Genomic DNA, 22,665 nt, shown 5'->3' with positions numbered 1-22,665 from the left:
TTTGTTGAATGATTGCATATAAGCACTAGGGCAGCTTTTGTTCAAGTTACGCTTGAATGCCGCCCTAGCTTCCTCATTTGGTCGCATTTTGCGAGCCGTCAAGTGATACCACTTGACTTCAAAATGATCTGAAACACAAGTAAAACTATGGTAGAACAAATCAACAAAGCCAATATCGAACGCCACGCACGCCACATCATGCTAAAAGAAATTGGCGGTCACGGGCAGAAATTAATTGCTAATTCCACAATTGCCATTATTGGCGTTGGCGGTCTTGGTTGCCCATGCGCATTATATCTTGCTGCGGCCGGGGTTGGTAAATTAATTCTAATTGATGATGATGTGGTTGATTTATCAAACCTGCAAAGACAAATATTATTTAAAACCAGTGATATCGGCCGCCCAAAAGTCATTGCCGCCCAAGAAGCGTTAAATGCAATTGACGGTGACATTGAAATCATAGCCGTAAAAGAACGAATAAATGGGCAAAATGCGAATGAACTTTTGGCGAATGCCGATATAATAATTGATGGCAGCGATAATTTTAAAACTAGATTTTTAATTAATAAAACCGCGTATGATTTAAAGAAAGTTCTCGTATCGGGTGCGTTAGGTCGTTTTGATGGGCAAGTAGCTGCATTTGATTTTTCGGATCCACAAAGCCCTTGTTACCAATGCTTTGTACCAGACACACCGCCAATAGAAGAGGATTGCAACATCCTAGGAGTGGTTGGGGCGATTTGCGGAATCATTGGCGCCTTGATGGCACTTGAAACCATTAAAATAATCACCAAAAACCGTGAGACTTCCCTTTTGGGACGAATTTTACTATACGATGGCTTAAAAGCACAATCACGTACATTAAATATCCCCAAGGACAGGAATTGTAATACATGCGGGCATCATTAGTTTTCACCTTTGCACTTATTTCAATTCCGACAATTTCCTTGTCAATTCCGAGTTTTTCCCACGCTCAAACCAAAAATATTTGTACACTTCTTAACGCCAACCCAGATTGGGCGGAAAGCGTCGTCGCAGCAGAAGAAAAATGGGGCGTTTCGGCCGGCAATATCTTGGCCTTTATTGATCAAGAAAGTCGCTTTCGTGCCAATGCCTCAAGCGGTCCAAACTATGGCTATGCGCAAGCAACGCAACAAACATGGAACGGCTTTTTAAAAGATACGAAAATTGGCAATAAATCCAGAAGTGATTTTGACGCTTCTGTTAATTTTGTTGGCTGGCACTTTAAACAAATGAACAAGCAATTTGGCATCGGGATAAACAATGTATCCGAACAATATCTTGCCTATCAACTTGGAAGTGGTGGCTATAAAAAGGGTGCGCCTCCTGCATCACGCAGAATCGCGGCATCGGTTGCTTCACGAGCGCGTATTTTCGAAGACCAACTCGATAATTGCGACTAGATGCAATTACCCCATTAAGAAATTGCCATGTAATTTCGTGATTGGCTGGCTCTCATCATCTTGCCAAGCGAATGCTTCAAGATTGGCAACACGGCGGCCTTGTTTATAAACCAATGCTTTGAAATGGACATCCTTGGGGCGACCAGGGCGCAAAAAATCAATTGTAACATTGATAGTCTTCGGCAGCCTTTCAAGTTTACGGGTCATTGTAAGCTGCGCCACCGCAGTTAATTCCAAACACGCACCAATAACACCACCGTGGATAAGCTGGGTTAAAGGATTACCGACCAAATCGGTTTTATAAGGAAGCCGTGCGCGAATTTCCTCATTCTCAAAGTTAAATTCAAGCCCCAAATGTTGGCAATAAGGCATTTCTTCGAGTAATTTGTTTAAATATCGTGGCATGTATTGCGCCTATTTCGGTTGAATTTTGGTATAAGAAAAAGTGCTTTGAACGGTGGCGATTAAATCCGCCTCATCATCACCTTCTTCAGTGTCATAAACATTAGCACGAACAAATGCGATTGTTTTGGTTGATTTATAACAATGCGCTTCGCAGCGGATTGGGTTCCCTTTGCGTGACGGGCGCATATAATCAACACGTAAATCAAGCGTAACCGGCAAAATTGCTTCGGAAAAAGCGGTCATTCCGGCAGTTCCACAGGTTTGGTCAAGCAATGTAACCACCGCACCCGATGCCATTATTCCTTTTTCCTTATCACTAAGCAATTTTTCATTATAGGGAAGCATTCCGGTTGCCCTTCCCTTTGATAATTTGGTTAGCTTTGCACCAATTGCCTTTGATTGCGGAATAACATCCGACATCATATCAAGGTTTTGCGTCAAATATTCCCATGGTTCGGTTTTATGGGGTTCAGCTTTATGGGGTTCGGCTGTCCCTGCCTCTGGCTTATTATTGTCTGAAGGCTTTTCTTCATTTTCAATGTTTGTTTTGTCACTCATGAAGACTGTGTTATCAATTTTTAAAAGTTTGGCAAGCAAAACCAAAAAAAACATCTGCCGACTTATGGCTAAAATTCCTTGCCTAGTGACTATATTGCCTTTAATGAATAGCTATAAAGAGGATTAATATGTTTGGCTGGTTTAAAAAGAAAAAACCCATAGAAGATACACAAAACAACGAGGAAAAACCGGTTGAGGTGGTTGAATCTTCTGAAATTATTTCGATAGAGCAACCAGAAACAATTCCTGCCGAAACACCAAATGAACCCCTTGCCGAACCTACAATTAGTGAAGAGGCCAAAAAAGGACTATTCGAAGGGTTAAAAAGATCATCGGCACGCATCGGTGATGGCATTACATCGATTTTCACCAAAGCCAAGCTTGATGAAGAAGCGCTTGAAGAATTGGAAGAATTATTAATTCTTTCCGATATGGGTGTTGAGACTGCGCGTAAAATTACTGCCGAAATGGCACGCCGTCGCTTTGAAAAATCTGCTGCGCCAGAAGTAATAAGAGCTGAGCTTGCGGAAATTATTGCGCAAATGTTGGCGCCATATGAAACCTCAAAAGATCCATGGGCAGGTAATACAAGACCACAAGTTATAATGTTTGTTGGGGTTAATGGCTCGGGTAAAACCACCACCATTGGTAAAATCGCACAAAACCTTGTTGATAATGGACATAATATTATGCTTGCCGCCGCAGATACTTTCCGCGCCGCTGCATCAGAGCAATTATTGGTTTGGGGCAAACGGGCAAATGTTCCAGTTATTGCCAAAGAAAGCGGTGCCGATGCAGCTGGTCTTGCATTTGAAGCGCTTCAAAAAGCCAAGGCCGAAGATAAAGATATACTTTTAATTGACACTGCTGGACGCTTGCAAAACAAACTTGAGTTAATGGCAGAACTTGAAAAAATCATTCGCGTTATAAAAAAACAAGATGAAAGCGCGCCACATGAAACATGGTTGGTTCTTGATGCCACAGTCGGGCAAAACGCAATCTCGCAAGCTGAAGCATTTATTAAATCTGGCGGCGTTACCGGAATTATTATGAGTAAATTAGACGGAACCGCAAAAGGCGGTATTTTGCTTGCTTTGACTGAAAAATATAAATTACCAATTTATTTTATTGGCGTTGGCGAAAAAGTAACCGACCTGCAGCCGTTTAATGCCCGCGAATTCGCAAACGCATTGGTGAATATTTAAAAAGAAATAAAAAAAGCGGAAGATTAACTTCCGCTTTCTTAATAAATCTATATAGCCAAATAATGCTATTATACACCAGCAGATGTAGAGATTTGGTTGCCAACTTTGTTGAAAGCTGCACCAGTTTTTGAACCCATAGTTTGAAGACCGCCGATGATTACAACAGCGATAAGAGCAGCAATCAAACCATACTCGATTGCAGTTGCGCCTTTTTCATTTTCAGCAAAACGTTTAAATAAATTTTTCATCTTTTGACTCCCACCGTCATACTTTTTAAATTTGAGCTTTTGCTCGAAAACCACTTTATCCCAAAGATTTTAACAACAAGTTACTTTTAATGATAAAATAGCATAAAATTTGAAATATTTTTTCTTTTTTCTTTTAATAAGCGGAAGAACATACTTCCGCTTATTATTCGCGTCATTGCAATACTAGCTATTATACGCCAGCTGATGTTGAAATCTGGTTGCCAACTTTGTTGAATGCAGCACCAGTTTTGTTACCCATAGTTTGTAGGCCGCCGATGATTACAACAGCGATAAGAGCAGCGATCAAACCATATTCGATTGCAGTTGCGCCTTTTTCATTTTTAGCAAAACGTTTAAATAGATTTTTCATTTCAGTCTCCAAATACATACTTTTATTTAACCGATGACTTTATTATCTGTTTTGTCATCTCATTTGCGGTTATATACGACTTGAACTAAGACTTAGTGAAAAACTAAGGTTTATAATAAGTAAAAAGCATTCATAAAATTTTATGCTTTCCTATATCTACACTATATAAATATATAGGGATTTTTTTACACCTTAATTATGCTGGTAATTTAATTTTATTTTGCATTTATGCACTTATAATTTATTAACCATTATTTCACCCATTCGTGGCAAATTTCGCTTAATCGCAATTCGACGTATCGAATCGTGCGGAATACATATGGAAATGTCATAATGCCAAAACTAAGTTTCAAGATTTCAAGTGCTTTAATTGCCGTAAGCATGGCTGCATCGCCGGTTTTGGCACAATCTATGAATATTGAGGTTGATCAATCCACATCGCTGCGCCTTCCCGCAGATGCATCTGGTATTGTGGTTGGCAATCCTGGGGTTGCCGATGTTATTGTTCATGAACCGCGCGTTCTTCTATTCATTGGAAAGTCTGTTGGCTCTTCAAGCGTGTTGGTTGTGGGTAAAGGCGGCCGTAAACTTTATTCGGGCACAATACATGTTTCATCTGCTCCTGCTGGTCGTGGTGTGGTAACAATTCAACGTGGCGCAGCACTTAGCACAGCAATTTGTGAAGCAAGATGCGTACAAGTTGGAACGCCAGAAGACAGCGCAGAAGAAGCACAAAAGGCATATAATGCCGCAAGAGCACGCGCAACATTTACGTCAGGTAAATAATTGCAAATTTACGCTTTTGATTAAACCTTTTGAAACCCAATTATGATATCAATGGTTGATTAATGTGGGTGCAGTATGTTCAAAAAATTCAGAAGAAACCTTAAAAAAAGTGAAAAAGGCGTAACGGCGGTTGAATTTGCTCTTGTTGCAGCGCCATTTTTTTTCTTAATTTTTGCGCTTATAGAAATTATGGCCATCTTCTTTGTGCAAACGACACTCGAAGCTGGCCTTGCGTCAGAAGCACGGAAAATTAAAACCGGGCAGGCACAAACATCTGCAACCCCAATTACGCAGGCAGAATTTAAAAAAGCGGTTTGCGACCGTATGTTTGGTATGCTTGATTGCGACCATCGATTATTTGTTATGGTTCAGGCATTTGGGGCAACAGTTCCCGCAGGTCCGCTTGCGCGTCCTTGGGATGACGGAACCCTAAGCCCGGGATCTTCTGCTGATGAACCATATGAGGCATCAGGTGCCGGTGACATGGTTATCGTTCGTGCATATTACATCTGGCCATTGATGACCCCAGGTATGACCTATGCATTAAGCAATTATTCAGATGCCGATTTGGGGCATTATAACCGAATTCTTATTGCAACTTCTGCGTTCCGAAATGAACCTTTTAACTAAGGAATTAGAATGAAACTCCGTTCAAAACCTGTCGATTCAAACAAAAGAATTGTATCACGCAACAAACTAGGTGAACGTGGCGTTGCGGCTGTTGAATTTGCCCTTATCGCACCAATCATGGTTTTAATGTTGTTTGGCTCAACTGAATTAACGCAGGCGATTACAATCGACAGAAAAGTTACAATTGCGGCATCTACGATTGCCGATTTGGTAACACAAGGCAGCACTCTTGATTGCACAGTTTTAAAGAATGCCGATGCGATTACACGCGAAGTTTTTGCACCATATGACACACAAGGCGATGCCGCAAAGATTACGGTTGCCAGTGTTGCTTTAGACGGCACTACCCCAAAAGTTGAATGGAGCAGAACAGTTGATAGTGGCGGCAATTGTGTGCAAGATTCCGCTTATCCTGCGGGTGCCACAGTTAATGTTTCCGGTACAGATGCCGGCGGTAATACCGTTAATTTGATTTCATCAATGCTTACTGCTGATAACGCGATTATTATCGGTGATGTTGAGCTTAAGTATGAATCAATTGGCACAAAATTCATAAGACAATATTATAATATGGGCGAACGTTTCTTTTTCCGCCCACGTAAATCAGACAAAATTTGCTATACTGGTATAACAACAAGCGGATGCTAAAAAAAAACCTCTGTCGTGGGACAGAGGTTTTTATTGTTATTAATAAGGGGGCTTATGGCCCCCTTTTTAATTAGATATGGTAAGCACGTTCGCCATGTTCTGCGATATCCAAACCTTCTTCTTCAGCGTCAGTTGATGCACGAAGACCAACAGTGAACTTGATGATATAGAAGGTGATAGCAGTTGCCACAGAAGTCCAAACAATTGAAACAAGAACTGCTTTAGTTTGGGTCAAAACTTGTGCAACCAATTCATAGTTTGCAGGAGGGGTGCCACCTAGTGCAGGCGCTGCAAGGATACCGGTTGCAATTGCACCAACTGTACCGCCGATACCGTGAACACCGAATGCATCAAGGCTGTCGTCGTATTTGAAGATATGCTTAACTTTAGCAACAAAGAAGATACAAATTGGTGATACCAAAAGACCAAGAACGATTGCGCCGATTGGACCAGAAACACCACATGCCGGAGTGATCGCAACCAAACCTGCAACCATACCTGATGCAAGACCAAGCATTGACGGACGTTTGTTCAACACCCACTCAACAGCCGCCCAAGACAAACCAGCCGCAGCAGTTGCAAGGAAAGTGTTTACCATTACCAAAGCAGTAGTGCCGTTTGCTTCAAGGTTTGAACCAGCGTTGAAACCGAACCAACCAACCCATAGAAGGCCTGCACCAACATAAGTAAGGGTCAAAGAGTGTGGTGCCATTGGCTCATTACGATAGCCAGTACGTGGTCCAAGGATTAAACATGCAACCAATGCACCGAAACCAGCGTTAATGTGAACAACGGTACCGCCCGCAAAGTCCAAAGTACCCCAGCCGAACATAAGACCTTTTGCTTCCCAAACCATGTGTGCGATTGGGTAATATGACAACAAAGGCCAAAGAACTGAGAACACTACAACAGCAGCAATTTTCATACGCTCAGCAGTAGCACCCAAAATTAGCCCTGGGGTAATTGCCGCGAATGTCATTTGGAATGCGATAAATACAAGTTCTGGAATTTGGTAGCCTGCGCTGAATGTTGCGGCAGTTGAACTTGCAGTTACGCCTTTAAGGAATGCTTTTGAGAAATCACCGATGAATGCGCTGCTAGAGCCACCATCTGTAAATGAAAGGCTATAGCCCCAAAACGCCCATGTAATCATGCCGATTGATGCGACCACCGCAACATGAACCAACATTGAAAGCATGTTTTTTGCGCGAACTAAACCACCGTAAAATAATGCAAGACCTGGAACAGTCATTGCCAATACCAATACTGTCGAAGTTAGCATCCACGCGGTATCACCTTTATCGACCACAGGTGCCGGTGCCGCCGCAGCATCTTGCGCCCAAGCGCTGTCAACATGACCAAGACCAGCAATGATAGCCGCCCCTGCCAATAAAGGCATTGCGCGTTTTGCGACGCCTAATGCCGTATCCCCGAAATTGTTTAATTTAGTGCTCACTGCCCATTCTCCTCATGCTATGTGCGCGTTTGGTTTCGCACAATCACGCAATTTAATGCACTTTAAATGGACAAATTTGCAGCATTATTTTCAAGGTATATAGTTATTTTAATACTGTCTTGTTATTAATCGCATACTTTTTAATCAGTTTGTGATTATTTTTTTAGCTATTAACGCATTTTATACAGATTCATCGAACACAAGGGCGCCCACGCAATATATTTGCATAATTATTGTTAAATAATATATTAAATTGCGCAGGCGTTAATAACTATCTTTAATACCGACTATCCGCGCGGGTGTGCCTTAGCATAAGTTTGCATAATCATGGCCGAATCTATTGCCGCATATTTCTGCGTGGTTTTCAAAGATGCATGGCCCAATAATTCTTGTATTGACCTTAAATCACCGCCATTTTCCAGCAAATGTGTCGCAAAAGAATGCCGCATTGCATGGGGCGTTGCGGTTGATGGCAATGCCAGTGCACCACGCAAAGTTTGCATCAAACGCTGCACAATACGCGGATTAAGAACTTGCCCCTTTTCACCAAGAAACAAAAACCCATCTGCCGCAATTTTATACGGACAGGCGGAGATATATTCATCGATTTCGTGACGAATTTTTTCAAGCAAAGGGACGATTCGCTCTTTATTGCCTTTTCCCAAGATGCGTAAATATTGCGCATCCTGCACATCAGATAGCTTTAACGCCAAACATTCGGCAATCCGCAAACCACATCCATATAATAATGATAATATTGCTGTGTCACGTTTTGCAATCCAATCAGCCTTGGCAAGGTCGGGTGCGGTAAATATTAAATCCTGTGCTTGATTTTGGCTTAAAGGACGTGGGGCGCGGGGTTTGTTTTTTGGCCCACGCACCAATGCAATCTGCGGATTAGATAATTCAAGCTTTTTATCGCAATATTTGTAAAAAGATCTAACCGCCGCCATTGCACGATTAATCGATGCACTATCAAGCGGTGTATCCGCATTGCGTAATGATGACAAATAAGACCGAAAGTCTGCCGGCCTTAATTCCATCAAGATTTTTTGATTAATGGTTTGTGCAAAATGTCCCGCCAAAAATTTCACAAAAACAGTGAAATCATGGCGATATGCATCAATTGTTTTGGGCGAATAGCGCCTTTGCCCCAGCAAAAAGCCAAGCCAGTCATTGATTATATTGTTTATATTTTCATCAACATACAGGCTTAACACAATTGCAATGCCTTAAATTAAATATGTCCTTGTTCTTCAAGGCGGGTTAAAACACGCTCAACAACGCGGGCAAAGAAAGTAATTAATTCATGCCCCATGTCATCACGGAAGCAATCAAGATCCGAACTTGCAATTGCCAAAAGCCCGATACGACCTGATTTGCCAAATTGTAAACGCGCCAAGGCTTCTGAACGTAAGTCAGATGCATCCGCACCATAAAGCCAATTACGTGGTCTATCCAATGCACCAAGGCTTACAGGGCGTTCTGCGGGAACCGTGCGTTCAACAAAAGAACCGATTTTATCGAGGCTTTGTGAATCATATGTCGTGTCAGAAATTGCTAAAATGCAGGCATCTGCCGCCAATGAGAATGCAACATGACCAGATAGGCGATCTTGTAAATCTTCGGCATCTTCACTGTCTAAAACGGCGATAATCGCCTCTTGAACACGCATTTGCGCTTCGTAATTATTTCTTGCGGTTTCAACAATTTGGGCAAAGCGTGATTTCGCTTCATGCGTTTCGCGCATCATGCGGTTACGTGCAAGCTCTTCAAAGCTAACAAGATTACCATTCGCAGGCTTCGCAGCAATAGCATGCAAAATCTCTGAATCATTGCGGATAAAATCCGGATTACGCAAAATATATTCGCGAACATCATCAAGATTCACAATAGCATCATTAAGCGCGCGTTGTTCAAACTGTCCCATCACCAATTTCCCAATCCACCTTCCGGCTTTTTATCTTGTGATTGACATTTCACCACAATTTGGTGAACAGGGGGTTTAAAATCACCAAACAAAAGGTTAATTTTATGACTAAAATGTGTCTTTTTGCAGAAAACCTATATTAATCAGCATTTTTAACAGCTGCAAAAAGCCATGATTTTTTTTCAAGCCAACGATAATTTAATTATGATAAGAATTAGGCTTGCTTTGCCATAATATGAGATTTACGCCTTTTTCCCATGCGCCCGTAGTGCAGTTGATGATAATGGATTAAACCGCGCCGGAATATAAACCCAAGTCGGCGGCGGATCAGTGGCAACAAGTTTTGCCTTGCTAAGCGGAAGGCGTTTACCTGCAAAATGCCGCGCCATACGCCCTAATCTTGCTTTTGGTCCCGCGGTTGGGCGTGAAACCACACAAATTGGCACTTCATTGACAATCTCTTTCCAACCGCGCCAATGCTCGAACCCGCCAAGATTATCGCCACCCATAAGCCATACAAAATTAACACCCTTATAGCGTAGCTTTAACGCCTTTAATGTGTCCAAAGTGTATTGGGTTTTCAAGTCGCTTTCGATGGTTGTCACCACCATTCTTGAACCACGCGCAACCGACTTTGCCGATTTCAGGCGGCTGCTAAGTGGTGAAGAATTTTTTTTCAATGGGTTTTGCGGGCTTACAAGCCACCAAACGAAATCCAACCCCAAAAGTGCGCGCGCAGTTTCGGCAACATGCAAATGGCCAGCATGCGCAGGATCAAAAGACCCGCCAAGGAGACCTATTTTCTGTCCCGGGTATGCAAGCGGGTAGTTTCGTTTCATATAATTATGGTCTCACCTGTCCGGCGCCGCGAACCACATATTTATAGGTCGTTAGCCCCTCTGCACCAACTGGGCCGCGCGCATGCAACCGACCGGTTCCAATGCCAATTTCACCGCCAAAGCCAAACTCACCACCATCGGCATATTGTGTAGAAGTATTATGCATCACAATTGCGCTATCTACTTCGGCAAGGAATTTATTGGCGGCTGCCAAATCCTCGGCAATAATTGCATCAGTATGACCAGAACCATGCTCTGCAATATGGGTGATTGCCTCGTTAATGTCTTCAACAATCTTTACCGATAAAATTGGTGCAAGATATTCGGTATTCCAATCATCATCATTGGCAACACCCATTGGGATAATTGCACGCGCCTTTGGGCAACCACGCAATTCACAGCCACCTTGAGATAATGCAAAGGCAAGCTCTGGCAAATAATCGCCCGCAATCTCTTCATCAATCAAAAGGGTTTCAGTTGCGCCACAAATACCAGTGCGGCGCATCTTGGCATTCAATGTAACCTCGATTGCCTTTTTCTCATCCGCAGATTTATGGATATAGGTATGGTTGATACCATCAAGATGTGAAAGCACGGGAACTTTGGCCTCGTTTTGAACACGTGCCACAAGTGACTTACCACCGCGCGGAACAATCATATCAATATTGCCGCCCATACCCTTTAACATTTCGCCAACCATTGCGCGGTCGGTTGTTGGTACGAATTGGATGGCATCTTCTGGCAAACCTGCGGCTTTTAAGCCAGCGCGCAATGCATTAGCAATCGCAGTCGAGCTTTTAAAGGCATCAGAACCACCACGCAAAATCACGCTATTTCCAGAACGAACGCATAGTCCACCCGCATCTGCGGTAACATTCGGACGGCTTTCATAAATAATGCCAATTGTGCCGATTGGAATGCGCACTTTTTGCATTACAAGGCCGTTAGGTCTGGTCCATTCTTCGATTACATTGCCCACCTTGTCACCTTGTGCAGACATTTCTTCAAGCCCTTTGGCAATTGCCTCAAGGCGATTAGCGTCAAGCTTTAGGCGATCAATCATTGCCGGTGATAATTTATCGGCAATTGCGCGTGTCACATCTTCACTATTGGCAGCAAGAATTTCGTCTTTGGCGGCGCGGACCTGCTGCGCCATCAAAGCAAGCGCTTTTGAGCGTGCTTCACAATTACTGGCGGCAAGAATTTTGGCGGCACGTTTCGCGCGCTGCCCCATCGAAAGCGATAGCGCATCAATGTTCAATTCATTTACTTGTGATTTTGCAATTGTGTCCGTCATTTTGCCTGCCGAAGTTTATATCTTCGTATAAAGCCATCTAAATATATTTGCAATTAATGGGGGCGCAAAAGTTTAGCTGAAAATGCCAAAAATCGCGTTATAAACCCCTTTTAATGCCGCAACGCCAGCAACAACGCCAATATAAGTAAAGAAGAAACTTAATAAAAACAATAAAAAAGAAATGATTATCAAAACCCCGTCACGCTGCAATAAGCCGAGTGCGAGGAATGCAATGCTTAGGCCAGGGACAAAATTAGCAAACGGAATCGGCAAAAGTAAAATTACCGCCAAAATCAAAACCTGAACGCCTAAAAAAATCGAAACTGGCTTTTCGGTTAAAAACTCAAGCCTTGGCTTTATCCATTTTTCGATTTTTTCAAGAATCGGTACGGTTTTTATAATTGTGTTGCGAAAATTTGTAGGCTCAATTTTATATTCGCGAACTTTTTTAGGAAGCCATATTTGCCCTGCACCAAAAATCATTTGCAATGCCGGCGCAATCAATAATGTTCCAAAAATTGTTGAAATACCAGGAATATTGGGAATACAATTTGGCGCCGCAAGTATGAACAACAACAGACCAAACGCACGCCCATCTAACCTGCGTAGAACCTCACTCACGGTAATTTCAACGTCACCTTGAAACGATTCTTTCAGCTCATTCAAAAGAACTGAGGTTTTTACATGATGCGTTGTCAAAAAATATTACCCCTGATTGTCCCGGTAATTCGCGTTTATAATTATAATTGTGACTTTATTTTGGTTTGTGCTGTTTAAATTTCAATGCGCGCGCCAAAAGACCCTTTGCACCCAAGCCACTTACACCAAGATCAGTTGTAAAGTCACGGACGACGCCGTTCGCATCAATAATTAGATATGATGGAACCCATTGAATTCCGAATGCCTTATAAACCGCAGAATCATCATCAATCGCAACCGGATACGAATAGCCCTTTTCTTTGAAGAAATTATCAAGGCTACCCCAACGGCCATAACGACCGCGTGTATGTATTGCTACAAACTGCACGCCCGGCGTTGCGCGAACAAGCCCTGCAAGTTCGGCAACATTTGGGGCATCTGCCATACAATCAGGGCACCATAGACCAAAAAATTCAACAATTGTTACCTTGCCGGCAAAGTTCTTATTGCTAAAAGTACCGCCACCGCGCAAAGGCGCAGAGAATGCAGGGGCTTTTTTACCAACGCCAGCAAAAGTAGTTGGTCTATCACCGGCCATTGCTGTACCAGTTGCAAGTAATGGTAAAACCGCACCCGCCGCCAAAACGGTACGGCGTGATAATTTGTTTGAATTTTGGGTCATTATTAATCCTGTGAATTTCCTACTCTTAAAATAGGAAAATATTATTCATATTTCAAGACATGAAACATCAATATAATTTTAAAATATCCATAACTTTGCGGGAAAATAATCTTGCGGTTCGGCTAGATTTCAAAGCCCACGCATGGTCGATAATTTTTCCCTTGTCATTTAATATCAAAGTTGAAGGGGTTCCGGGGATGCCAATTGCATCGGTTAATTTGCGGTCCTCGTCATAAATTGTGGTCAATTGATATTCAGGAGGTAATTTTGCGTACCATTCATTAATTGAACCAAAATTACTAGGGACTTTACCAACATGAACTTCGATAATTTCTATACCAAGTTTTTTGACATGCAAAATTGCCTCACGCCAGTATGGTTCATCCTTAGCACAGGTCGGACACCAAAGGCCAAAAAAGTGAACGATTACTGGTTTACCCAATTTCGTGAAGTTTATGGTTTTGCCATCAATGGTTTTCACGTCCATATCAGGCATCATTTTGGTTATTAATTTTGCCGCCGGATCACGCGCACATGACGTTAAGGCCCCCATTATTGTCGAAAGACCCAATGCAGAAAGCCCCAAGGAACCAATAATTTCGCGCCTTCTAATCATTTTCAACACCTTTCGAAAATAATACGCTTTTAACCTATCAAAAGTGACATATAATCGAAATTTGTTAATTATTGATTTTAAAGCGGTTCTTGTTGCGTGATACAGTGGAAAGAGCCACCGCCGGTTAAAACCGCCTCCGCCTTTATGCCAATAATCTTATGGTTTGGAAAACATTCCGCCAAAACCTTTAATGCCGCATCAGCACTTGGGGTTCCGTAATGCGGCATGACCACACTGCCGTTACCAATAATAAAATTCATGTGTGATGCCGGAATAATCTTGCCATCTTCATCGGTAACTTTACCCGGTGAAGGTGCACGAATGACTTCAAACCCATTACCAAATTCATCACGTGCCGCGCATAAATCATTATAGATTTTGTCCAAAACTTCTTGGTTTGGGTCATTATCAACCGGCGCCTGGCAAATAATTGTCCGTTCACCCACAAAGCGCGCAATATTATCAATATGCCCGTCTGTATGGTCATTTAATAGACCATCGCCCAGCCATATCATTTGCGTCATGCCAAGATTTTCAACAAATAAAGTTTCAATATCCGCTTTTGACAATTGTGGATTACGGTTTTTATTCAACAAGCATTGAGTAGTGGTTAGGAAAACCCCCTGCCCGTTTCCGTCAATTGAGCCACCCTCTAAAACCATTTCAATGTTTTCAGATTGCACCAAAGCGGCATTGGCAAGTTTGCCATTTACTTCATCATCATAATCAAGCACATATTTACCGCCCCAACCATTAAAGCCAAAGCATAAGGCAATATTGTTATCGCCATCTTTGGCAAAGATTGGACCAGTATCACGAAGCCAAATATCACCAAATGGAATCTCAAAAATCTCAACAGCTTCTGGCAATGCCGCGCGCGCGCTTGAAAAGGCTTCTTCGCCGCTTACCAATAGTTTGACCTTATCAAACTTACCATTATGCGGCGTAATTAGCGCCTTTATCATGGCGGCAATTTCGGCACGTGCCGGTTCAATATCTTCGAGCCATAATTCCTTGTCAGAAGGCCAACAAGTCCAGATAGCGCGGTGTTCTTCCCACTCAGCAGGGATACGGATTTTATTGCTCAATTTATCCTCGAATTAATTATTTCTGATATCAGAAGCGCCGGAAATATTGTTGAATTTTACTTCACCAGAGCCATAAGAGCGCACGACCGGATTTACCGCAGTGCCGCGATATTCAATATCGCCAGAACCAGACAAGCGCGCATTAATTGCCCCCTTGCCGCCTTTAACCTTTATATCACCGGAGCCAGAAGCCTGTAATTGCAAATCTTTTGCTGATGCAATTTCAACGTTACCCGAACCAGACACATCAACATTTGCACGTCCCTGAATATCGCCAACTTCACTATCACCAGAGCCAGAAAGATTAAGGCTTAGGAAATTGCCAACCCGTCCAAGTTTAACATCACCAGAACCAGAGATATCAACAAGTGCATCTTTGCCGACATCACGTGCCATAAAATCCCCAGAACCACTTCCGTTAAGTTCAAGGCTGTTTTTAACATTGCCAATAATAATGTCACCGCAACCACTTACTTCAATGGCGGCACCACCAACATCGCCGGCGCGCACGGAAATTTCACTATTTTTAATGCGCAGGCCATCACGGTCTGATCCCTTGGCAATAATTTTTGGCAAGTCTTCTGGATAGTATTTTTGACCATTAATTTTCAAAATCTGGTCATTGCCACGTTTTTCACAAGAGATATTATTAATGCGACCAATATCCGAGGTAACAAGCATACCTTTGGAAAAAGCAATCGCATTGGCGCGGATTTTACGCCCCTGTTTGATTTCAAGTGATAATTCGTCATGCCCAGAAGTTCGATATTCAAGAACCCCAACAAATCCACGAATATCAAGAATCTGTGGACGAGGACCAGCAAAAGCTGACCCGGCAATCAATGACATCGCAATAACAGACGTAAAAACCACTTTTTTCATAATGACACCTATACTTCATTAAGGCGGTTAGCACCGCGTTCAACCACATAATGTTTCAAATTGAAATATTTCGCGCTTTTATCCCAAGTGCTTGGGGTGGCGCGAAGTTTAACATCCATTTTTTGTTTATCAACCTCAACCAGACCATAACCATTAACCCGGTCATCAAAGAATTTGATATGTGGGTTATCAGGAAGCATCTTCATAAAGCGATCATAATTATATGATTTTGAGGTTATCGAGCCACCAACAAATTCCACCGCAACGGTTTCTGATTTTTGGTCCGCATAATTAGCCTTAACATCAGAGGCAAAGAATGCGTGCATATCACCACCAATCACAACACATTGCGCCTGTTTTTGACGCTTCTGAATTGCGTCAATCAATTTTTGGCGTGCAGGTTCAAAGCCAGACCAACCTTCATTAAACGCACCATCATCACCTTTTGAGGTTTTTTGGAAAATCGTGCTAAACAATGTTGGCTGCACCAAGATGTCCCATTTTGCGATGCCGCGCATCATGTTCTCATTAACAAAACGCTCTTGTGCAGCACCCAAAATAGTACGGTTTTGATCTTGTAATTCAGTACAGGTTGCGCGTGAAACCACCTCGGCTTCGAAACGGCCTGGGGTCGGACACGCAGCGCGCGCACGATATTGGCGGGTATCAAGCAAAGTGAACTCAACCAAATTGCCATAGATAGATTGCCCATAAATACGCATATGGTTTGACGCATCAAAGCGTGAGCGTGAACGAAGCGGAATATGTTCAAAGAATGCTTTGTAGGCATTATATTTACGCTCAACAAAGCGTTTTTCATCATTCACAGGGCGGGTTTCACCAAAATCACCTTGATAATCATTGGCAACCTCATGGTCATCCCAAATGAAAAGCCACGGTGCCACTTGGTGCGCGCGTTGCAAATCCTTATCGGTTTTGGTTAGTGCGTGAATAAGGCGGTATTCATCAAGTGTGAACGCCTCATTGACAGGCATACGGCGCAATTGCGGACCATACGAAACCTCGTAAATATAGTCACCAAGACCAAGGATCAAATCAGGGTTTTGGTCGGCAATATCGGCATAACCAGTATAATAGCCTTGTTCATAATGGGCGCATGATGTCCATGCGAATTTTAATTTATCAAAATCCGCACCTAACATTGGCGTGGTTTTTACCCGTCCAACTGGGCTTGCGACACCACCACAATTAAAGCGGTAAAAATATTGGCGATTTGGGGCAAGACCATAAATTTCAGCATGAACCGAATGCGCCATATCAGGGCGGGCAATTTCGGTTTGACGACGGACAATATTTTTAAAGGTTGGGTCGGTTGCAACCTCCACATTTACTTCGACAAGCTCTTGGGTAAATGCCTGCACTTCTAGTGGGTTTGGCGCAAGGCGTGTCCATAAAACAAAGCCTTCTTGTGATGGATCCCCCGATGCCACACCTAAAGAGAATGGATCAGATGTAAATTTTGGTGCCGCCGCATATGCCGAACCGCGCCAAGGAACCAAGGTTGCCCCAGCAGCCGCAGAAAATGCAAGACCAGATAAAAAACGACGCCTGTTAACCAATAAAGTATGTTTGTCCATATAAGCCCACCTTTTCATAAAAACATAAAAGGTTTTTACGTAATTTCAAATCAATAGCGCAATTTTATTGCAAAAATTATGACATTGTAATGATGCAAACAAAAAGGGCGGCAGATTACCCGCCGCCCCTTGTTATTAATCCGTGGGATTAAATTAGAAAGTAGTACGAACACCAACTTGGAATGTACGCGGCGCACCAGCATAGAATGTAGGTGTAGCAGCAGCTTCGGTAGTGCCGTCTGAACGTAGGATACCCAAAGCAGTGTTTTGTTTGTTGTTGATTGAACCAAGATATTTGGTGTCAAACAAGTTCACAACGTTAACCTGAAGGTAGGTACCTGGACGGGTTGGCATGAAGTCATAACGAAGAGAACCACTCCAAACAGTGTATTCAGGAGCCGCATCATCATTCACGTAGGTTGAGAAGCGTTCACCAACATATTTACCATTCAAGTTGAAGTGTAGTTGAGAAGCAAAGTCATATGTCATACCAAAGGTAGCCATATTTTTAGGTGTCTCAACCAATTGTTTTCCTTTGGTTGGAAGTGTTGCACCTGCTTTAGAGCTAGGCATATCGTTTTGCATTTCTGCATTTGTATATGTGTAGCTTGCGTTAAGTGAGAAGTTTGGAAGCACTTTATAGCTTGCTTGTGCTTCGAAACCTGTACGAACAACGTCACCAACGTTGGTGTCAATTGTTTGTCCAAGTGCTTCATCATATGCGCTTACAAGACGATCTTTGTCTTTTGCATAGTAAATAGTCGCAGTTGCATAAAGGTTATTGTTGGTATGACGATAACCAAGTTCAAAAGAGTTATTAACTTCTGGTGAAGGGTTAGAAACAGTTGCAACAAGAGTAGTTGGGTTAATCTTAATCGCATAGTAATTGTCTGTTTTTGGAGAAGACATTGCTTGCGAGAAGTTACCATAAACTTGATCAGCAGGAGTAACTTTATAGGTTAGACCAGCGTTGAAAAGAGTTTTATCAAAGCTGTAATCTTTGCTGTAAGGAGCAACATACAAAGTAGTACCTTTTGACGCCAAAGTAACAAGCTTGTAGCCTTCTGGTGTAGTGCTTACAAGTGTTGCTTTTTCGCTTGAGCAATATGGAGAGAATGAACCGGTACCATCGTTTTTAGAATAGCAATATTGGTTCAAGTCACGTTCCATTTTTTGGAATCTAACCGCAGCAGTTGCAAACAATTTTTCTTCCAAGAAACCACCGATATATTCAGCAGAGAATACATTTACCATTGCTTTTGAATAACGGTTACGTCTTTGGTTTACGTTGCCATCATTATCGATAATCGCAAGATATTCTTTATCTTTTGCGCCAAATACTGCAGGTGTAGAACCATCAGCATTAAGAACAACGCGCTCACCAGTTTGACGGGTACGAGCGTTTTCATAAGAAGCACCCAAACGAACTCTTTGGTTTTCAGCAAAATCATAAATCAATGAAGATGTGATAGAGAAACGGTTGGTGTTTGTAATGTTACCTTGGTACAATTTGCTTGTTTGAGAAGAAGCAATTGTTCCGTTTTTGTTAAGGTCAACACCGCAACCAGCAGTACCATAGTGGCTACCGCAAAGAGTTGCATCGGTTTCGCTCATGGTTGTAGTAGAACCACCAGTTGCCATTGTGTATTGGTAAGTAGGGTCAACAGTCAAAGTTAGCTTGTCAGAGAAAACCCATTTAGATTTACCGCGAAGGTTCCCAGTGTCAGATGGGTTAATGCTGGTTAGAGATGCACCGTTCCAGTCATAACCACTAGTCGCAGTAGGCGTTCCGAACAAAGCTGCTTTGCTATAAGCGCTGTAAAAAATGTTACGGTTTTTGTTGTAGTGACCAGCTAGGCTAACAAATGAGCCATTGCCAAACAAATCTTGATGAACCAAGAAGTTAGCTTGTTGTTTAGTTAGTTTAGGGTCATCAATAGCTTCACGGGTCCAAGTGCTGTATGATTGGTCTGTGTAAGCGATATATGCTTTTGTACCCCAAGGGCCAATTTTACCAGAATCAACACGAGCGAAAGCGTTTTTAAAGTTCCAGTCACCACCAGTATATTTCAAAACGCCACCAAATTTGTCATTTGGTTTACAAGTTGAGAAGTTAACAGTACCGCCGATTGCAGAACCAGTCAAAGAGTCGATGTCAGTTGCACCAGTGTTTACAGAAGCCTTACAAATCAATTCAGGCTCAAGCAATTGGTTGGTGTAGATTGCATAGTTACCAGCGTCGTTAAGTTGGGCGCCGTCAAATGTCAAAGAAACCTTATCGCCAGAAATACCACGCATAGTGATTGTACCGCCAGATGAACCATATGGGTCATTGTTGGTGAAGTTATATCCTGGAACGGTATTAAGAATATCAGCAATTGTTTGACCAGCTGATGCTTGAGAAATCATAGTTTGGTCAATAGTAACTTTAGTTTTGATACCAGTTTCTTTTTGTAAAATACCAACGTTGCGAGTACCTTTTACAACAACAGTTTCAACTGTTTCCGTACCTGTTGACTGCGCATAAGCAGCACCAGCCGCAAGTGACATAATCATCACTGATGCGCTTAAAATATAAGATTTTTTCATAACAGCTTCCCTATATACCCTGTTAACCCAACCCAAAAAGATTAGCCCGAAAATGGCAATCCGCAGAGGCGTACAAACACAGGTTAACAAAAATTAACGCCCTAATCGTTGCTTTAGGTGACAGAACGATGACAATCAATTAATTTTTGGCAGAAAAAATGGGGACATGCAGATTCTTATTATGACCGTTGCAAAATGGCGACACAACGCACAATTTATTATCAATAAATAGTCAAAAAAGGGAAAATTTCGTGCATAACTTACCCCGATATAGAGCAAATTTCCTCAATGCAACTTTAATTTATGACAGTTTTGTAAAAGCGATTCTTTTGTAAATTGTCATAAAGTGAAAAAATTGCGCCATAATTAAATTATGACGCAATTTTAATACATTAAACCCGCAGACTTGCGTTTTGTTTGCCCGCTGCGGTAATTATTTTTTGGTTTAATGCGTCAATTTCAGCATCGTTTAAAGTATTTGCCTTGGGGGCAATCGTAACCTCTATGGCAATTGAAACTTTGCCGTCTTCAACGCCTTTTCCAGAATAAACGTCAAACACATTTACATTTGAAATAAGGGTTTTGTCGGCATTGGTAATTGCCCGCACCAAATCGGAAACCGCTTTGTCTTTATCAAGGATAAAGGCATAATCGCGGGTGAACGGCATGAATTGCGATAATTCTAGCTTTGGTTTCGCTTTTGATGGTTTTTGTTTTGCTTTTGGCAAAGCGTCAACAAAAATTTCAAAGGCAAAAATATCTTGATCAACGCCCAATGCCTTGGCAATTCGTGGGTGAATTTGCCCAAATTCGGCAACCACCACCTTTGGCCCCATTTTCAATTGCCCAGCGCGACCAGTATGGAAATGTGATGATGCGCCATTTGCCATCATAAGACCGCCAGTTGGCACACCCATTGCCGCAAGCAATGCCATCATATCTGCCTGAATTGAATAAACATCAGGTTTGATAATACCATTCCAATGGCGGGTTTCGCCGGTTGCAATTGCGGCAATAACATTCTTTTGGTCATTTGGTTCATCACCAAGATAAATTGGACCAGCCTCAAAAATTGCAAGCTGCTTAAAGCCCTTGTCAATATTACGCTGTGCCGCCGCGATTAGATTAATCAAGGCCGATGGACGCATATATTCAAGCTCGTCATTAATTGGGTTGGCAATTTCAAGAGCTTTATTTTCAAGATTTGCGCCAAACAATTTGGCATAGTCTTTTTTAACAAACGACCATGTAACCACCTCATTATAACCAAAAGATGCCAAAGCACGACGACCAAGGTTAAATGCGATTTTATCAGATGAGATAAGATTGCGGTTTTGCGGTTGTGATAATGTTGCCATTGGCAATTTATCAAAGCCATGAATCCGCGCCACATCTTCAACAATATCAGCAGGTAGTTTCACATCACCGCGCCAAGTTGGTGGCAGGATGTTTAATTTACCATCACCTAAATCTTTGGAGACAAAGCCCAAAGTATCAAGGATTTTGATAATTTCACCTGCACCAAGCTCAATACCAGTAAGGCGTTTAACCTCAGAGACATTAAAATCAATTGCCTTTGGTGCGGCCGGAACTTCACCAGCCTTTACAATTTCCGAAGCCAAGCCACCGCACAATTCAACAATCATTTGCGTTGCGAAATCCAAACCGCCTTTGGTGAAGGCAGGGTCAACACCACGTTCAAAGCGGTATTTGGCATCGGATTGAATTCCGGTTGCACGTCCAGTTTGGAAAATGCTTAATGGTTCAAAATATGCGGATTCAACAAATACATCGGTGGTATTTTCATCACAACCAGTTGTAACCCCACCCATAACGCCGCCAAGACCGATAACACCACTATCATCGGCGATAACGCACATTTGCGCGCCGACATTATAAGTCTTGTCATCAAGGGCAACAAAGCTTTCGCCATCGTTACCGGCTCTTGCAACAATATTGCCCTTTAATTTTGCAACATCATAGACATGAAGTGGGCGGGCGCGATCAATTGAAATAAAGTTGGTAATGTCCACAAGCGCATTAATCGGGCGCAAGCCAATCGCTTTTAGGCGATCTTGTAGCCATTTTGGCGATGGGCCATTTTTCACACCCTTAATCAGGCGACCATAAAATAATGGACAAGCAGTGGTTTCGGATTTAACCGCAATATCGCTTTTGAATGTGCCTTGGGTTTCCTTGATATCGCGATCGGAAAATTTACCTAATCCACGTGCCGCAAGTTCACGCGCAATTGAATTTACACCCAACCAATCAGGGCGGTTTGGTGTAACTTCGAAATCAATTGTTACATCATCAATGCCAAGTGCCGCCGCCGCAGATGTACCAACCGCAACATCGTCCGGCAATTCGATAATGCCAGATGAATCGCCAGTTAAGCCCAACTCTTCATATGAACACATCATACCATTTGACACCACACCGCGAACTGGACGCGCCTCAAGCGTTACGCCCAATGCCTCAACACATGTGCCGATGGGCGCAAAAATAGTGGTAAGGCCGGCACGTGCATTCGGTGCACCGCATACGATTTCAAGACGGCCTTGATTGGTTTCAACCTGACAAACCCGAAGTTTATCGGCATTGGGATGCTGCACAGCCTCAACAATTTTCACGACCGAAAACGCCTTTAGCTTTTCAGCAGGATTTTCAACATCCTCAACCTCAAGCCCTGCCATAGTCATTGCCGCAACAATCTCATCGGCACTTGCATCAGTTTGTAAATAATCTTTTAGCCAGTTAATTGTGAATTTCATT

General features: G+C 42.5%; 23 protein-coding genes. 6 read left to right on the top strand and 17 right to left on the bottom strand.

Annotation, left to right across the window (positions count from 1 at the left end; translation table 11 throughout):
• Positions 1-147: 147 nt before the first annotated feature.
• Both KXV15_RS09160 and KXV15_RS09155 read left to right on the top strand, forming a co-directional pair.
• A complete protein-coding gene (locus KXV15_RS09160) occupies positions 148-909 on the top strand; it encodes a HesA/MoeB/ThiF family protein (protein WP_240007886.1) in 762 nt (253 codons plus the stop codon).
• Positions 894-1,424, top strand: a complete 531-nt coding sequence (locus tag KXV15_RS09155) for a transglycosylase SLT domain-containing protein (protein ID WP_240007885.1) — start codon at positions 894-896, stop codon at positions 1,422-1,424. Before KXV15_RS09160 ends, KXV15_RS09155 begins: the two co-directional genes overlap by 16 nt.
• A 6-nt stretch (positions 1,425-1,430) precedes the next feature.
• Here KXV15_RS09155 and KXV15_RS09150 read toward each other — a convergent pair whose 3' ends face one another.
• Positions 1,431-1,829: a PaaI family thioesterase gene (locus tag KXV15_RS09150; RefSeq protein ID WP_240007884.1), complete on the bottom strand. Its 399-nt coding sequence runs from the start codon at positions 1,827-1,829 to the stop codon at positions 1,431-1,433.
• Positions 1,830-1,838: 9 nt separating this feature from the next.
• Positions 1,839-2,387, bottom strand: coding sequence for a PaaI family thioesterase (locus KXV15_RS09145; protein ID WP_240007883.1), 549 nt, complete (start codon positions 2,385-2,387; stop codon positions 1,839-1,841).
• A 128-nt stretch (positions 2,388-2,515) separates the two neighbouring features.
• On the opposite strand from KXV15_RS09145, the gene ftsY reads away from it, so the two are divergent.
• On the top strand, positions 2,516-3,592 hold the full coding sequence (ftsY, locus tag KXV15_RS09140; protein WP_240007882.1) for a signal recognition particle-docking protein FtsY: 1,077 nt from the start codon (positions 2,516-2,518) through the stop codon (positions 3,590-3,592).
• A 68-nt stretch (positions 3,593-3,660) separates the two neighbouring features.
• Here the strand turns inward: ftsY and KXV15_RS09135 are convergent, their stop codons facing one another.
• Together KXV15_RS09135 and KXV15_RS09130 are read right to left on the bottom strand one after the other, a co-directional pair.
• Positions 3,661-3,840 carry a Flp family type IVb pilin gene (locus tag KXV15_RS09135; protein ID WP_240007881.1) on the bottom strand — a complete coding sequence of 60 codons (180 nt, stop codon included), beginning with the start codon at positions 3,838-3,840 and terminating at the stop codon, positions 3,661-3,663.
• Positions 3,841-4,030: 190 nt separating this feature from the next.
• Entirely contained in the window at positions 4,031-4,210 is a 180-nt protein-coding gene (locus tag KXV15_RS09130; RefSeq protein WP_240007880.1) for a Flp family type IVb pilin, read from the bottom strand.
• Between the two features lie 333 nt (positions 4,211-4,543).
• Here KXV15_RS09130 and KXV15_RS09125 point away from each other — a divergent pair, with 333 nt between their 5' ends.
• From KXV15_RS09125 to KXV15_RS09115, 3 genes are all read left to right on the top strand, one after another.
• Positions 4,544-4,996: a pilus assembly protein N-terminal domain-containing protein gene (locus KXV15_RS09125; protein WP_240007879.1), complete on the top strand. Its 453-nt coding sequence runs from the start codon at positions 4,544-4,546 to the stop codon at positions 4,994-4,996.
• 75 nt (positions 4,997-5,071) lie between these two features.
• On the top strand, positions 5,072-5,626 hold the full coding sequence (locus tag KXV15_RS09120; RefSeq protein WP_240007878.1) for a TadE/TadG family type IV pilus assembly protein: 555 nt from the start codon (positions 5,072-5,074) through the stop codon (positions 5,624-5,626).
• 9 nt (positions 5,627-5,635) lie between these two features.
• Positions 5,636-6,274, top strand: a complete 639-nt coding sequence (locus tag KXV15_RS09115) for a TadE/TadG family type IV pilus assembly protein (protein ID WP_240007877.1) — start codon at positions 5,636-5,638, stop codon at positions 6,272-6,274.
• A 70-nt stretch (positions 6,275-6,344) separates the two neighbouring features.
• Here the strand turns inward: KXV15_RS09115 and KXV15_RS09110 are convergent, their stop codons facing one another.
• The 13 genes from KXV15_RS09110 to pheT form a co-directional block, all read right to left on the bottom strand.
• Complete coding sequence (locus KXV15_RS09110) at positions 6,345-7,730, bottom strand: ammonium transporter (protein ID WP_240007876.1); 1,386 nt, start codon at positions 7,728-7,730, stop codon at positions 6,345-6,347.
• A gap of 287 nt (positions 7,731-8,017) precedes the next feature.
• The gene (locus KXV15_RS09105; RefSeq protein WP_240007875.1) at positions 8,018-8,950 is read right to left on the bottom strand and encodes a tyrosine recombinase XerC; all 933 of its coding nucleotides are present in this window, start codon (positions 8,948-8,950) and stop codon (positions 8,018-8,020) included.
• A 17-nt stretch (positions 8,951-8,967) separates the two neighbouring features.
• Positions 8,968-9,660 carry a DUF484 family protein gene (locus KXV15_RS09100; protein WP_240007874.1) on the bottom strand — a complete coding sequence of 231 codons (693 nt, stop codon included), beginning with the start codon at positions 9,658-9,660 and terminating at the stop codon, positions 8,968-8,970.
• A gap of 242 nt (positions 9,661-9,902) precedes the next feature.
• Positions 9,903-10,499, bottom strand: a complete 597-nt coding sequence (locus tag KXV15_RS09095) for a nicotinate-nucleotide adenylyltransferase (protein WP_240007873.1) — start codon at positions 10,497-10,499, stop codon at positions 9,903-9,905.
• A 4-nt stretch (positions 10,500-10,503) separates the two neighbouring features.
• Complete coding sequence (locus tag KXV15_RS09090; protein ID WP_240007872.1) at positions 10,504-11,796, bottom strand: glutamate-5-semialdehyde dehydrogenase; 1,293 nt, start codon at positions 11,794-11,796, stop codon at positions 10,504-10,506.
• A gap of 72 nt (positions 11,797-11,868) precedes the next feature.
• Complete coding sequence (locus KXV15_RS09085) at positions 11,869-12,495, bottom strand: exopolysaccharide biosynthesis protein (protein WP_240007871.1); 627 nt, start codon at positions 12,493-12,495, stop codon at positions 11,869-11,871.
• A gap of 55 nt (positions 12,496-12,550) precedes the next feature.
• A complete protein-coding gene (locus tag KXV15_RS09080) occupies positions 12,551-13,117 on the bottom strand; it encodes a TlpA family protein disulfide reductase (protein WP_240007870.1) in 567 nt (188 codons plus the stop codon).
• A gap of 67 nt (positions 13,118-13,184) precedes the next feature.
• Positions 13,185-13,733, bottom strand: coding sequence for a TlpA family protein disulfide reductase (locus KXV15_RS09075; protein WP_240007869.1), 549 nt, complete (start codon positions 13,731-13,733; stop codon positions 13,185-13,187).
• A 77-nt stretch (positions 13,734-13,810) separates the two neighbouring features.
• Positions 13,811-14,821 carry an agmatine deiminase family protein gene (locus KXV15_RS09070; RefSeq protein WP_240007868.1) on the bottom strand — a complete coding sequence of 337 codons (1,011 nt, stop codon included), beginning with the start codon at positions 14,819-14,821 and terminating at the stop codon, positions 13,811-13,813.
• Between the two features lie 12 nt (positions 14,822-14,833).
• On the bottom strand, positions 14,834-15,703 hold the full coding sequence (locus KXV15_RS09065; RefSeq protein ID WP_240007867.1) for a GIN domain-containing protein: 870 nt from the start codon (positions 15,701-15,703) through the stop codon (positions 14,834-14,836).
• An 8-nt stretch (positions 15,704-15,711) separates the two neighbouring features.
• Entirely contained in the window at positions 15,712-17,301 is a 1,590-nt protein-coding gene (locus KXV15_RS09060; protein ID WP_240007866.1) for an alkaline phosphatase D family protein, read from the bottom strand.
• A 153-nt stretch (positions 17,302-17,454) separates the two neighbouring features.
• Positions 17,455-19,890 carry a TonB-dependent receptor gene (locus tag KXV15_RS09055; RefSeq protein ID WP_240007865.1) on the bottom strand — a complete coding sequence of 812 codons (2,436 nt, stop codon included), beginning with the start codon at positions 19,888-19,890 and terminating at the stop codon, positions 17,455-17,457.
• Between the two features lie 392 nt (positions 19,891-20,282).
• Entirely contained in the window at positions 20,283-22,664 is a 2,382-nt protein-coding gene (gene pheT, locus KXV15_RS09050) for a phenylalanine--tRNA ligase subunit beta (protein ID WP_240007864.1), read from the bottom strand.
• Position 22,665 lies beyond the last annotated feature (1 nt).

The sequence above is a fragment of the Pseudaquidulcibacter saccharophilus genome (assembly GCF_019455445.1).
Taxonomy (GTDB): Bacteria; Pseudomonadota; Alphaproteobacteria; order Caulobacterales; family Aquidulcibacteraceae; genus Pseudaquidulcibacter; species Pseudaquidulcibacter saccharophilus.
This window is presented reverse-complemented; position numbering and strand designations above follow the sequence as displayed.